The organism is Nocardioides palaemonis (assembly GCF_018275325.1).
GTDB lineage: Bacteria > Actinomycetota > Actinomycetes > Propionibacteriales > Nocardioidaceae > Nocardioides > Nocardioides palaemonis.
On sequence record NZ_JAGVQR010000004.1, the window covers coordinates 790,079 to 803,310 of the forward strand.

Sequence of the window (13,232 nt, forward strand, 5' to 3'; positions counted from 1 at the left end):
TCGAACGTCACCGGCGGCGCACCAGGGGGCGCAGCATGACCGCGAGGGCGAGCAGGGCCCCGGCGCCCAGCCCCGACCACAGCAGCATCGCCCGCGGCGTCCCGAACAGGTCCACGCGCTCGGGCGCGGGGGGCGCCTGGGAGTCGGCGTCGACCGTCGGCTGCGTCGTCTCGATCACGCCCTTGCGGCCCGGGCGCAGCTCGCGGGTGAGCGCGTCTCCCGCCTGCACCACGCCCGCACCGGTCCACGGGTCGCGGAACCGGGTGTCGGCGGGGAGCCCGCCCGACTCGGTGGTCTGCTCGAGGCGGGCGACGAGCTGGGCCGCCGTCTCCCGCGGGAAGCGCTGGCGGAGGAGGGCCAGCACGCCGCTCACCTCCGCCGCGGCCCAGGACGTGGCGACGTCGGTCGTGCCGCAGCGCTGGCCGTTGGCGTTGACGGAGATCGCCCCGACCGTGGGCGCGGCGACGTCGGTGTCGGCGTTGGGCACGACGTACAGCGCGGGCGAGGCGTCGTCGGGCGGGAGCGCGGTGACGGCGACGACGCCGGGGTAGTCGGCCGGGAACACGTCGGCGTCGTTGTCCTCCGTTCCCTCGGACGGGGTGGTGTCCTCGGCGTCGACCTCCTTGTTGCCCGCGGACGCGACGACCACCGCGCCGGTCGCCACCAGGCGGGCGACGGCGTCCTCGAGGGCGGGGTCCGGGCGGGTGACGGCGAGGGAGATGTTGACGACGTCGAAGCCCCCGGGGACCTCGAGGAGGCGGTCGATGCCGGCGACGATCGCGCCGGAGGTGAGCGGCTTCTCGCCCTGGCTGGTGTCGGCCTCGTCCTTGTCGTAGACCTTGACGTCGACGAGGGAGGCATCGGGCGCCACGCCCTCGGGACCGGCGATCAGGCCCGCGACGATCGTGCCGTGGCCCGACAGAATCGCGCCGGAGGCGCCGGCGACCGGACCGAGGTGCTGGACCGTGAGGCCAGGCACGTCGGCCACCCCGCTGTCGACCACGGCGACGCGGACGCCGCGACCGGTCGCGAGGCGCTGGGCGTCCTCGACGTGCATGCGGTCGAAGACCACGTTGTCCTTCGTGGTCGAGTCGGCGAGGCGCTCCGACGTCGGGATCTGTTCGGACCCGCAGGGACCGTCCTCATCCTCGGCGGCGTGCGCGGGCGCGGCGAGGAGCGCGGCGCCGGGCAGCACCGCCGCGACCACGCCCGACGCGAGCGCGACGCGCAGGCGTCCGCTCACGACCCGGCTTCCGCGGAGTCGTCCGGCGGCGGCGCGTCCTCCGGCAGCCGTCGCGCGGAGTTCGTGGAGAGCGGCACGCCCGGCTCGAAGAAGCCCACCCAGGCGCTCGGCACGAGCGGCGGGTCGACCTCGCCGTAGCCGATGTAGGCCGGCGCCTCCGCGCCCACCAGGCGGTACCTCAGGCCCTTGGCGTCGATGACGTAGGCCGTGCCGCCATCGGCGGCCGACCACGACCCGGACAGGACGTACGCGCCGGCGCTGGGCTCGACGAACACCTGGTGCTGGCCGCGCGGCAGGTCCGGGGCGGCGTCGCCGGTGGGGTTGGTGGCGAGGGTGACCTCGGGGTCGGCGTCCGCGCCGGGGTGGAGCTCGGCGCACAGCGCGCCGCCGGTGACGGCGGCGGGCATGGCGCTGGGCCACTCGGGTGGGGTGTCAGGGTCGTCGAAGTCGGCCGAGGGGGACTCGGGGATCTCCGTCTGGTCCGCCACGACGGCGGCGTAGACCTGGCCCGCGAAGGCGCTGAGCTCCTGGGGGCCCTCGTCGCCGAGCAGGAAGTAGTCGCCCGACGGCGCGTGCAGCAGGTCGCCGACCCGGTAGGCGGAGAAGTCGGTGCCCGAGCCGCTGTAGGTCACCGGCGCGCCGCGGTCGGTGATGCCGAAGGAGGCCTCGTCGAGCGGGTCCCCGGCCGGGAACAGGTTGAGCCAGTCCGCGTCGACCTCGACGGGCGTGGGGCTGAAGTCGAGCCGCTGGCCCAGCGTCGAGGCGGCGGTCGCGTCGGCGGGCATCGGGAACCGGTAGGCCCGGCCCTGGTCGCTGCCGACCGACGGGGAGGTGGCGATCAGCCAGCGCTCGTCGTCGCTGGACACGAGGAAGGCCGAGCCCGTGAGGTCCTCCACCGACGGTCGGGCCTGCACGGCCACCTGGATGCCGGCGTCAGCGGTGGTGCACGCGGTCCAGCCGTCGTCGACGAGCTCGTCGGAGGTCGGCAGGCCCGCCGGGGCGCCCTCGATGCCGAGGTCGGGGCCGAGCGACTCGCCGCGGATGTACTTGTCGCGCACGGTCGAGGGCGTGAGCTCCGCGTCGCCGAGCAGCAGCTGGGCGGAGACGTAGTTGGGGACCCGCTGGAGGACCTCGTCGTCGTTGAGCACGACGTACTGCTCGCCGGTGTCCTTCGAGATGACGAAGCTGCCCTTGTCGAGCCACTGCGCGGGCGGTCGCCCGAGCAGGAACCCGGCGATCGCGGCGCCGGCGAGCAGGAGCACCGACAGCGCGACGCCACCGATCAGCACGCGGCCCGGCCGGACCGGCTCGACCTCGCGCCCGCCCGGCGCACCGGACACGAACGCGGTCACCAGCCGGCGCCGGCTGAAGGCGTGCGCCTCGACGAGGTCCTTCTTGGTCGCCACGGGTCAGCCCGCCACGGCGGAGACGAAGCCCGCGGCCAGCACCATCAGCGGCAGCAGGGCGAGCAGGGTGAGGGTCTCGACCACGTCGCCCATCCGGCCGCGCCGCACGGAGGCGGACGCCGGGACCAGCGTGAGCGCGAGCAGGACCGCACCGACGCCGGCGAGGCCGATCGCGGCGCCGGCGCGCCAGCCGTCGTGGATCAGCAGCATCGACACGGCGACGGACACCAGGCCGAGGATCCCGGAGGTGAGGCCGGCGAGGACCTCGGAGCCGGTGCGGTACTGGCGGGTGCGGAACATGACGGCCAGGCAGCACACGGCGGCGAGGATCGTCCCGGACACCCCGCGGTCGACCGCGAACGGCGCGAGCAGCACCAGCAGCGTCCCGACGGTGGCGGAGACCGCGAGCAGGATCTCGTGGCCGACGCGCGCGTCGTCGGCGACCTCCTCGGGGTCGATGTCCTCGGGGTCGGCGGTGATGTCGTGCAGCGAGTAGAGCTGGTCGACCTTGGTGCCCGTGACGCCGAGCGCCAGCCACGGGAAGACGCTGCCGGCGAGCACCACGACAGTCAGCAGCACGGTGAGGACCGCGCCCGGCTCGAACGACGTCACCCGGACCAGCAGGGCGGCGGCCAGCAGCACCGCGCCGACCACGACCGCGGGGATGACCAGCGCGCGACCGCGCTGGAGGCCGACGACCGCGACCAGGCCGACGGCGAGGGTGCCGAGCCCGGCGAACAGCAGCGGCTGGGTGAAGAACTCCTCGTCGAGCGGCCACGCCCACGCGGGCAGGTCGCCCGGCGCGAGCAGCAGCCCGGCGACCGCGGCGTAGAGCGCGGCGAGCAGCGAGACCGCCACGCCCGCCTCGGGCTCCTGCTGGGCGCGGTCGAGGACGACGCCACCCACGACGAGGAGGACGGCGATGACCGCTGCGACCACGCCACCGAGCAGGCTCTCGCCCCTGAGCAGCAGCGCGAGGGCTCCGAGGCCGAGCAGGATGCTGCCCGCGCCCAGTGCCGTACGCCGTCCGGCGGCGGGCTCCCACGGCTTGAGCTCGTTCTCGACGACGTCGGCCATCGCCTCGACCACGTCGTCGTAGACGCGGGGGCGGGGTCGTCCACGCCGGCGGTGACCATGAGCAGGCCGCCGTCCTCGATGCCCTGCATGGTGAGCCCGGCGTTGTTGGCCAGCACGCGGCCCTCCTGCGTGACCAGCCGGTAGCCGCCGTAGACGGTGGAGGCGTCGAGCAGGCCCACCGACCGCGCGAGCTCCGGGACCAGCTCGGCGACCGGGATGGAGCCGGGCAGCACGAGATCGACGCGCCTGGACCCCGAGGCGATGGTCACCCGGACCAGGCCCGAGGTGACCGAGGACCCCTGACTCATTGGTGTTTCCCCCTGACAGTGCGTGTGCTGCGACCGCCCGGGCGGTCGGCGCTCCGAGCGAGGAGCAGCCTAGGCGACGTCGTGCGCGAAATGGCCCGAGGCCGGCCGTCCCCGGAGGGACGACCGGCCTCGGACGGACGGGTGGTGCTCAGAAGCGGTTGGCGCCGCGCGCGTCGGCGGCCTTGTACTCCTGGTTGGACGCGTCGACGCCCTGGCTGGCCTGCTGCAGCAGCAGGGTCATCTCCTGCATCGCCTGGTCCCACTTCGCCTTGGCCTGGTCGTAGGCCATCTTGGCGTTACCGTTCCAGTCGCTCTTCAGCGGGTTGAGCTCGTTCTCGAGCTGGTCGAGGCGGGACTCGATGTCCTTGGCCGCCTTCATCACGTCGGCCGCACCGGCGTCGAGGCTGCCGTGCTGGACCTTGATTCCGTCGAAAGTCATGTCGATCTCCTAGATCTGTGCGAGTCGGTGTCGGCCGGTCAGCCGAGACGGCCCTGGAGGTTGGCGTGGGCGGAGGACTGGTTCTCGTCGGTCGAGACGTTGTCGCGCTCCGTCTCCTTCATCGACGCCGAGAGCTGGTCGAGGGCCTTGAGGATGGTCTCCTGCTTCTGGTCCCACGCGATCATGAGGTTGTTGAACGCGGTGGCACCCTGGCCGCCCCATCCACCCATCATCGTCTGGATGTTGCCGGACAGGACGCCGCACTTGTTCTTCACGTCGCCGCGGGCCTGGTCGACGTAGTCGGCGGCCTTGGAGAGCGCCTTCTCTGTCTGGCCGTACATCTCGCTCATTGGAAGATCCTTGTCCCTCGGCGGTCGGACCGGCCGAGATTCTGTGTGGTGGGTGGTGCACTGGTGGTGATCCGGTGCCCGGGGAGACGTCCCGACCCCCCGCGCTGACGAGCCATCTACCCGGGCCGATCGGGCCTAAACATCACGACGTCAATTCCCACAGCCTGCGGAAGACGCCGGCCGCGACGACCGCCGCGGCGAACGCGAGGCTGCCGCACAGGGACTCCGCGACCTCGGCCCGGCGCGACCACCAGACCGAGCGCCAGCCACGCCCGGTGGCGACCGCGGCGACGAGCGCCACGGCGCCGAGGAGGACCGCCGCGTAGAAGAAGGTGTCGAGCTGGTCGGCACCCGGGCCGGCCACGAGGAACCCCGCCAGCCAGGCGAGCGCCGCGAGGCCCGCGAGCCGCAGCAGGGTGCGGGCGGCGGCGTGGCGGTAGGACCGCGCGGCCAGCAGCAGCGACAGGCCGGCGAACAGCACCAGGCAGCGGGCGCCGATCCTGTCGAGGTCGATGGTGGCGCGCTGCAGGAGCAGCGGGCTCGCCACCGAGACCACGACGAGGATCGCGACGGAGGCCGCGGTGACGACCCGCGACGCCCGCCGCACCAGCCGCTCCATCGCGCCGGCTCCGACGACGATCCGTCCGCGCCGACCGGCACGGCCGCTGTCACGGGCCGACCACGCGGTCACCGCCAGCCGGTCGAGGTCGAGCAGCGCCTCGTCGGGCACGTCGATCGCCAGTGACGGCGCGAAGCGGGCGGCCATCATCGAGAGGAACAGCAGGAGGGTCCAGGCGACGCGGGCGTCCCACCCGGCCACCGCCGTGACGGCGCAGCAGGCGAAGACGGTGAGGCCGGTGACGATCCAGACGGTGCCGATCTCCTCGGCGCCGGCGCCGAGGGCACGCCCGATGCCCGCGACCACCGCCGCGGCCATCGCCGAGGCCCCGACGATGGCGGGCAGCAGGTGGGCGCCGGGCTCGTAGAGGGCGGCGAAGGCAGCCGCGGCCGCGAAGGCGGGCGCCGCGGCGACCCGCTGCTGCAGGTGGCGTCCGAACGGGAGCACCCCGGCCAGCGCACAGCCCAGCAGCACCCCGACCGCCACGGTGCGCACGGTGTCGTCACCGGCGCGGGCGGCGTACCACCCGGCGAGCACGGCCGCCCCGGCGGCGAGCGCGGCGATCGCCGCAGCCACCTCGGGGGTCTCGGGGGCGCGCCTGGCCTTCTCCAGCAGCGTCGCCCGTCGCGGGCGGTGGACGCCGGTCGTGGCGACCAGCACGTCACCGGATCGGACGCCCGCGTCGCCGAGCGCGACGGAGGCGTTGAGCCGCTCGCCGAGCGCCGTCTGGAGCAGCGGGATGCCGGTGGCGCCGCCGACCTCCGCGGCCTGCCGGGCGTACTCCCGGGCGACGTCGACGGAGGTCGCACCGGCCGGCACGACGAGGTCGAGCACGCCGGCCGCGCCGTGCACGCTCACGGCGATGGTCGCGTCAGCGGTGCTGGACATCGCGACGTCCGACACGGGATCCCCCTTCACGTTCCCCTCCACGTCCCCCTGCACGTCCCCCTCCACGTCCACCGGGGCGGGCGCTCCTGCGGAGCAGGGTAGTCGCGCCGGTGCAGGAGCACACCTATCATCGTCGCGACTTCATCGGGCTGGGCACTGGGGGACGAGTTGAGCACGACTTTGCGGGGCGGGCAGCGGCTCGACGAGCCGGAGATGCCGGGCGGGCAGATCGTCCTGCAGCCGCCGCCGGAGCTCCAGGAGGGCGAGGGCGCGGGCGGCGTGCTGATGAACGCCATCCCGATGCTCGGCAGCCTCGGCTCCATCGTCCTCGTCGCGACGATGGGTGGCGCGAACCGGAGCCGCAGCTTCCTGGCAGCCGGCATGTTCCTCTTCGCCACCCTCGGCTTCATCATCGTGCAGATCGACCGGCAGCGGAAGCAGCGCGCGCAGCAGGTGACCGGCTCGCGCACCGAGTACCTCCGCTACCTGAGCAACATCCGCAAGGTGGCCCGCGAGGCCGCCGACCAGCAGCGCCGCGCGCTCAACTGGCACCACCCCGAGCCGGACGCGCTGCCGTCGCTCGCCGAGGACCGCACCCGCCTGTGGGAGCACGCCGCCTCCGACGACAACTTCCTGCACGTGCGCTACGGCCTGTGCGCCCAGCCCCTCTCCCTCGAGCTGGTGCCGCCGGAGAGCGCGCCCGTCGACCAGGTCGACCCGGCCGCCGCCTCCGCGCTCCACCGCCTGCTCGTGGTGCACCGCCTGCAGCCCAACCTGCCCGCGTCGATCGACCTGCGCGCGTTCGACCGCGTCGAGCTGTGCGGTGACGAGGAGGAGGTCCGCTCGACCGCCCGCGCGATGATCTGCTCGGCCACCGCGTTCCAGAACCCCGACCAGCTCGTCGTCGCCGTGCTGTCCTCCGAGCAGAACCTCACCCACTGGGACTGGGTCAAGTGGCTCCCCCACGCCCAGAGCCAGCGCGAGTCCGACGCCGTCGGCCCCATGCGCCTGGTGTCGACCTCGCTCGACGACCTCGGCCAGCTGCTGCCGCCCGACCTCAGCGACCGCCCGCGCTTCGGCGCCGACGAGCGGGCCGCGACGCCCCACATCCTGCTCGTGATCGACGGCGGCCACCTGCCGCCCGGCAACCACATCGTGCCGCCCGACGGCCTGCACGGCGTGACCCTGCTCGACCTGCCCAGCCGCTGGGACGAGCTCGAGGACGCCACCCGGCTGCGCCTGGAGTTCGTCGACGGGCCCGACGAGCTCGGCAAGCGCCCGGTGCGCGCGCTGCGCCTGCGCGGCGAGCCGGTCAAGGCGCTCGCCGACCAGTGCGACCTCGCGACCGCCGAGGCGTTCGCGCGTCGCATCGCGCCGCTGAAGACCGCCAGCGCGGAGGCGTCGTCGTCCGGCGGCACCGTCGACATCACCTCGACGACGCCCGACCACATGGAGCTGCTCGGCCTCGGCGACATCTTCGCCTACGACCCGGCCGCCGCGTGGCGCCCGCGACCGGCGCGCGACCGGCTGCGGGTCCCGATCGGCATCGGCGACTCCGGCGGCCTGATACACCTCGACATCAAGGAGTCCGCCCAGCAGGGCATGGGCCCGCACGGCCTGGTGATCGGCGCGACCGGTTCCGGCAAGTCGGAGTTCCTCCGCACGCTGGTCCTCGGCCTGGTGATGACCCACTCCTCCGAGCAGCTCAACCTGGTGCTGGTCGACTTCAAGGGTGGCGCGACCTTCGCCGGCATGGCCGACATGCCCCACGTGTCCGCGGTCATCACCAACCTCGCCAACGAGCTCACCCTCGTCGACCGCATGCAGGACGCCCTGTCCGGCGAGATGACGCGCCGCCAGGAGCTGCTGCGCGACGCGGGCAACTACGCCTCGGTCCGCGACTACGAGAAGGCCCGCGCCAACGGCGAGCCGCTCGAGCCGATGCCGTCGCTGTTCATCGTCGTCGACGAGTTCTCCGAGATGCTCTCGGCCAAGCCCGAGTTCATCGACCTCTTCGTCGCGATCGGCCGACTCGGCCGCTCGCTCGGCCTGCACCTGCTCCTCGCCTCCCAGCGCCTGGAGGAGGGCCGCCTGCGCGGCCTGGAGTCCCACCTGTCCTACCGTGTGGGCCTGCGGACGTTCTCCGCCGGCGAGTCCCGCGCGGTCCTCGGCGTCCCGGACGCCTACGAGCTGCCCGCGGTCCCGGGCCTGGGCTACCTCAAGCCCGACCAGTCGACGCTGCTGCGCTTCAAGGCGGCCTACGTCTCGGGCCCGCCGTCCAGCCGCACCCGCGTCGCCCGCGACGAGGGCGGCGTCATCCGCGGCATCCTGCCCTTCACGATCTCCGAGGTGCAGTCGCTCGAGCCGCTGCGCGACGAGGACGACGCCCCGGCGCCGGTCCAGGCCGCCCAGCAGCAGGGCGAGCAGCCCTCGCTGCTCGACATCGCGGTCGAGCGGATGATCGGCAAGGGCCCGGAGGCCCACCAGGTCTGGCTGCCGCCGCTCGACGTCCCCGACACCCTCGACGAGCTGATGCCCGACCTCGTCGAGCACCCCGACCTCGGACTCGTGTCGCCGCAGTGGCGCACCGTGCCCGGACTGGTCATCCCGCTCGGCACCGTCGACCGCCCGCGCGAGCAGCGCCGCGACACGATGACGCTCAACCTCACCGGCGCGGCCGGCCACGTCGCGGTCGTCGGCGGCCCGCGGTCCGGCAAGAGCACGCTCCTGCGCTCGATCGTGACCAGCATGGCGCTGGTGACGACCCCGCTGGAGTCGCAGTTCTTCGTCCTCGACTTCGGCGGCGGCACGTTCGCCCCGCTGACCCGCCTCCCGCACGTGTCCGGCGTCGCGACCCGCTCCGAGCCCGACGTCGTACGTCGCGTGATGGCGGAGGTCGAGGGCATCGTCGACCGCCGCGAGGCGTACTTCCGCGAGAACGGCATCGACTCGATCGAGACCTACCGCTCGCGTCGCGCGCAGGGCCGCGCCGACGACGGGTGGGGCGACGTGTTCCTCGTGATCGACGGCTGGAGCACGCTGCGCGCCGAGTTCGACGACCTCGAGATGGAGATCCAGCAGATCGCCGCGCGCGGCCTGACCTTCGGCCTCCACATCGTCACCGCCTCGACCCGCTGGGCCGACTTCCGCGCCGCGATGCGCGACGTCTTCGGCTCCAAGCTCGAGCTGCGGCTCGGTGACCCGCTCGACTCCGAGGTCGACCGCAAGGTCGCGGCCCTCGTGCCGGTCGGGCGCCCGGGACGCGGCCTGGTGCCGTCGAAGCTGCACTTCCTCGGCGCGCTGCCGCGCATCGACGCCAAGGGCGACGCCGACAGCCTCGGCGACGGCGTCGACGACCTGATCGACAAGGTGGCCGCGGCGTGGAAGGGCCCGCAGGGACCCAAGCTGCGCCTGCTGCCGGAGAAGGTCACCCTCGAGGCGATCCGCGAGGACGCCGTGCGCCGCCAGCTCCCGGCGCGGCACATCCTGCTCGGCATCAACGAGAAGGAGCTCGCGCCGGTCGGCCTCGACGTCGACGCCGAGCCGCACATGCTGGTCTTCGGCGACGGCCAGTCCGGCAAGAGCGCGCTGCTGCGGGCCTACGTCCACGAGGTGATGCGCACCCGGACCCCGAAGGAGGCGCAGATCGTCCTGGTGGACTACCGCCGCTCGATGCTCGGCGAGGTGCCCGACGAGTACCTCCTCAACTACCTGACGTCGGCCACGCAGGCCACGCCGACGCTCAAGGACATCGCGAGCTACCTCGAGGGCCGGATCCCCGGGCCGGACGTCACGCCCGAGCAGCTGCGCAACCGGTCGTGGTGGAGCGGCGCCGAGGTCTTCGTGGTCGTCGACGACTACGACCTCGTCGCCACCCAGCAGTCCTCACCGGTGGCCTCGCTGCAGCCGCTGATGGCGCAGGCGCGCGACGTCGGCCTCCACGTCGTGGTCGCCCGCCGCACCGGTGGTGCGTCCCGCGCGCTCTACGAGCCGGTCATCCAGTCGCTGCGCGACCTCGCCATGCCCGGCGTCATGCTGTCGGGCCCGCGCGACGAGGGCGTGCTGATCGGCAACCTGCGCCCGCAGCCGGCGCCCGAGGGCCGCGCCCGCGTGGTCACCCGCGACGGCGGCACCCAGACCACCCAGCTGGCCTGGCTCGACCCGACGATGTAGCCGGCGGCCGACGCGCCCGCGGGCGGTGCGTGAGCCACGTTTCCAGCGCGCGGAACGTGGGTGGGCCACCGCTCCAGCGCGAGCCGTACGCCGACGCGCCCGCGGGCGGTGCGTGAGCCACATTTCCAGCGCGCGGAACGTGGGTGGGCCACCGCTCCAGCGCGAGCCGTACGCCGACGCGCCCGCGGGCGGTGCGTGAGCCACACTTCCAGCGCGCGGAACGTGGGTGGGCCACCGCTGCCCGGCGTACGCCGGCCGGACCTACCGGCGCCCGCTCTTGAACATCCCGCGCGCGATCTCGCGGGCGGCGGTGCGCATGAAGTCCTTGAAGGCGGTCGACTTCACGACCGTCTCGACCATCGAGTCCTGCTCCTTCTCCGCCTTCTTGCGCGAGGCGGTGGTGACCCGCTCGTTCTTCTGCTCGCGCGCCATCTCCTTCACGCGGGCGTCCTCGGCGGCCTTGCGGGCGCCCTCCTCGAGCTTCTTGGCGAGCAGCTCGCGGGCGGACTCGCGGTCGATCGCCTCGGCGTACTTCGGCGTGAGCGAGGACGCCGCGACCGCGGCCGCCATCTGCTCGGCGGGTGCGGCGTCCATCAGCGACTCGGGGGCGCGCAGCCGGGTCCAGGCGACGGGCGTGGGCGCGCCGCGCTCGTTCATCACGGTCACGACCGCCTCGCCGATGCCGAGGCTGGTGAGCACCTGCGCGAGGTCGTCGTAGCCGCTCGTGGGGTACGTGTTGACCGTCGCCTTGAGCGCCTTGGCGTCGTTGGGGGTGTGCGCGCGGAGCTGGTGCTGCACGCGCGAGCCGAGCTGGGCGAGCACGTCGTCGGGGACGTCGGTCGGCGACTGGGTCACGAAGAAGACGCCGACCCCCTTCGAGCGGATCAGCCGGACCGTCTGGGCGACCTGGTCGAGGAAGGCGTCGGAGGCGTCGTGGAAGAGCAGGTGCGCCTCGTCGAAGAAGAACACCAGCTTGGGCTTGTCGAGGTCGCCCTCCTCCGGCAGGTCGTGGAAGAGGTCGGCGAGCAGCCACATCAAGAACGTGGAGAACAGCGCCGGGCGGTCCTGCAGGTTCGGCAGCTCGAGCAGGCTGATGATGCCGCGCCCGTCCTCGGTGGTGCGCAGGAAGTCCTGGGTGTCGAACTCCGGCTCGCCGAAGAACACGCCGGCGCCCTGGGCCTCGAACGCCACCAGCTCGCGCAGGATCACGCCCGCGGTCTGCGGCGAGAGGCCGCCGATCGACTTGAGCTCGGCCTTCCCGGCGGCGTCGCCGGTGAGGTACTGCAGGACCGCGCGCAGGTCGGCGAGGTCGAGCAGCGGCAGGCCGTGGGAGTCGCAGTAGTAGAAGACCAGGCCGAGCGACGACTCCTGGGTCTCGTTGAGGTCGAGCACCTTGGCCAGCAGGGTGGGGCCGAACGCGCTCATCGTCACCCGCACCGGCACGCCGGTGCCCTGCCCGCCGATCGCGTAGAGCTCGGTGGGGAACGCGGTCGCGGTCCACTCCTGGCCGACGCTCGCGGTCCGCGCCGAGAGCTTCTCGCTCGGCTCGCCGGCCACGCCCAGCCCGGACAGGTCGCCCTTGATGTCGGCGGCGAACACCGGTACGCCCTGCGCGCTGAGCTGCTCGGCGAGCAGCTGGAGGGTCTTGGTCTTGCCGGTGCCGGTCGCGCCCGCGACCAGCCCGTGGCGGTTGAGCATGGCGAGCGGGATCCGGATGCGCGCGTCGCCCAGGGTCTCGGCGTCGAGCATCAGCCCGCCGAGCTCGAGCGCGGGACCGTCGAAGCGGTAGCCCGCCGCGACCGCCTCGGACAGCGGGTCGGGCTGGGGTGCCGGCGTGGACTCGGGAGTCTCCGTCATGGCGCGAGCCTAGTCAGCCGGGAGGGGCGCGACGAGGGCGTCGTTATGATCGCTCGCGTGATCTTCAAGCGGGTGGGCGTCGGCCGGCCCTACCCCGACCACGGACTGACCTCGCGCGCCTGGGCCGACCTGCCCCCGCGCCAGGTCCGCCTCGACGAGCTGGTGACCACCAAGGACACGCTGCAGCTCGACGCCCTCCTCGACGAGGACTCCACCTTCTACGGCGACCTGTTCGCGCACGTGGTGTCGTGGCGCGGCGACCTCTACCTCGAGGACGGCCTGCACCGCGCGCTGCGGGCCGCCCTCCAGCAGCGCAGCGTGCTGCACGCCCGGGTCCACCACGCCGACGACGCGGGAGCGACCGGGTGACCGCGGGCCTGCGCACGGCGCTGACCCTCGGCGTCCTCACGCTGCTGGTCGTCGTCGGCGCGCTCTGGGGCTGGGCCGCGTTCACCGAGCCGTTCCCGGAGGACGAGCAGGTCGCGATCTGCGAGGACACCTCCGTCGACGCCGGCGCCGAGGTGCGCCGCGACCAGGTCGTGGTGAGCGTCTACAACGGCAGCCGGCGCAGCGGTCTCGCCGGGTCGACCAGCGCCGAGCTCGTCGAGCGCGGCTTCGTCGCCGGCGGCGTCGGCGACTCCCCGAAGCCGGCCGCCACCACCCAGATCTGGGCCGACGACGCGACCAACCCGGCCGTGCAGCTGGTCCGCCGGCAGTTCAAGAAGGCGAAGGTCGTGCCGGGCGAGGCGCTCGGCGACGGCGTGGTCGTCGTGGTCGGCGAGAAGTTCAAGGCGCTGCGCACCAAGCAGGTGGAGTCGGTCGTCGCAGAGGCTCCCGCGACGTACTGCCGGGCGACCGGCTCGGAGTGACGC

At 73.5% G+C, this 13,232-nt stretch carries 10 protein-coding genes and 1 pseudogene; 3 read left to right on the forward strand and 8 right to left on the reverse strand.

Features of this window, described 5'->3' with window-relative positions:
* Window positions 1–7 precede the first annotated feature (7 nt).
* From KDN32_RS19525 to KDN32_RS19550, 7 genes and pseudogenes are all read right to left on the reverse strand, one after another.
* Window positions 8–1,243: a S8 family serine peptidase gene (locus tag KDN32_RS19525; RefSeq protein WP_211734002.1), complete on the reverse strand. Its 1,236-nt coding sequence runs from the start codon at window positions 1,241–1,243 to the stop codon at window positions 8–10.
* Window positions 1,240–2,649 (reverse strand): type VII secretion protein EccB, encoded by a 1,410-nt coding sequence (locus tag KDN32_RS19530; protein ID WP_211734004.1) that lies wholly within the window; start codon window positions 2,647–2,649, stop codon window positions 1,240–1,242. Before KDN32_RS19530 ends, KDN32_RS19525 begins: the two co-directional genes overlap by 4 nt.
* A gap of 3 nt (window positions 2,650–2,652) precedes the next feature.
* A complete protein-coding gene (locus tag KDN32_RS19535) occupies window positions 2,653–3,726 on the reverse strand; it encodes a type VII secretion integral membrane protein EccD (RefSeq protein WP_249217267.1) in 1,074 nt (357 codons plus the stop codon).
* 116 nt (window positions 3,727–3,842) lie between these two features.
* Window positions 3,843–4,034 (reverse strand): annotated as a pseudogene (locus KDN32_RS22655) (EsaB/YukD family protein); the annotation flags it as partial.
* 148 nt (window positions 4,035–4,182) lie between these two features.
* A complete protein-coding gene (locus KDN32_RS19540; protein WP_211734006.1) occupies window positions 4,183–4,473 on the reverse strand; it encodes a WXG100 family type VII secretion target in 291 nt (96 codons plus the stop codon).
* Window positions 4,474–4,511: 38 nt separating this feature from the next.
* A complete protein-coding gene (locus KDN32_RS19545; RefSeq protein ID WP_211734007.1) occupies window positions 4,512–4,823 on the reverse strand; it encodes a WXG100 family type VII secretion target in 312 nt (103 codons plus the stop codon).
* Between the two features lie 142 nt (window positions 4,824–4,965).
* Window positions 4,966–6,345 (reverse strand): ubiquitin family protein, encoded by a 1,380-nt coding sequence (locus KDN32_RS19550; RefSeq protein ID WP_211734009.1) that lies wholly within the window; start codon window positions 6,343–6,345, stop codon window positions 4,966–4,968.
* Between the two features lie 153 nt (window positions 6,346–6,498).
* On the opposite strand from KDN32_RS19550, the gene eccCa reads away from it, so the two are divergent.
* Complete coding sequence (eccCa, locus tag KDN32_RS19555; protein ID WP_249217268.1) at window positions 6,499–10,503, forward strand: type VII secretion protein EccCa; 4,005 nt, start codon at window positions 6,499–6,501, stop codon at window positions 10,501–10,503.
* Between the two features lie 261 nt (window positions 10,504–10,764).
* Here eccCa and KDN32_RS19560 read toward each other — a convergent pair whose 3' ends face one another.
* On the reverse strand, window positions 10,765–12,360 hold the full coding sequence (locus KDN32_RS19560) for a helicase HerA-like domain-containing protein (protein ID WP_211734011.1): 1,596 nt from the start codon (window positions 12,358–12,360) through the stop codon (window positions 10,765–10,767).
* Between the two features lie 57 nt (window positions 12,361–12,417).
* On the opposite strand from KDN32_RS19560, the gene KDN32_RS19565 reads away from it, so the two are divergent.
* Window positions 12,418–12,729 (forward strand): type II toxin-antitoxin system VapB family antitoxin, encoded by a 312-nt coding sequence (locus KDN32_RS19565; protein WP_211734013.1) that lies wholly within the window; start codon window positions 12,418–12,420, stop codon window positions 12,727–12,729.
* Window positions 12,726–13,229, forward strand: a complete 504-nt coding sequence (locus tag KDN32_RS19570; protein WP_211734015.1) for a LytR C-terminal domain-containing protein — start codon at window positions 12,726–12,728, stop codon at window positions 13,227–13,229. Before KDN32_RS19565 ends, KDN32_RS19570 begins: the two co-directional genes overlap by 4 nt.
* The last annotated feature ends 3 nt before the right edge of the window (window positions 13,230–13,232 follow it).

What these genes read in the sequence shown, in the direction of transcription:
- KDN32_RS19560 (WP_211734011.1), bottom strand. Translation starts at nt 12,360, where the DNA reads ATGACGGAGACTCCCGAGTCCACGCCGGCACCCCAGCCCGACCCGCTG.
- KDN32_RS19535 (WP_249217267.1), bottom strand. Translation starts at nt 3,726, where the DNA reads ATGGCCGACGTCGTCGAGAACGAGCTCAAGCCGTGGGAGCCCGCCGCC.
- KDN32_RS19545 (WP_211734007.1), bottom strand. Translation starts at nt 4,823, where the DNA reads ATGAGCGAGATGTACGGCCAGACAGAGAAGGCGCTCTCCAAGGCCGCC.
- KDN32_RS19540 (WP_211734006.1), bottom strand. Translation starts at nt 4,473, where the DNA reads ATGACTTTCGACGGAATCAAGGTCCAGCACGGCAGCCTCGACGCCGGT.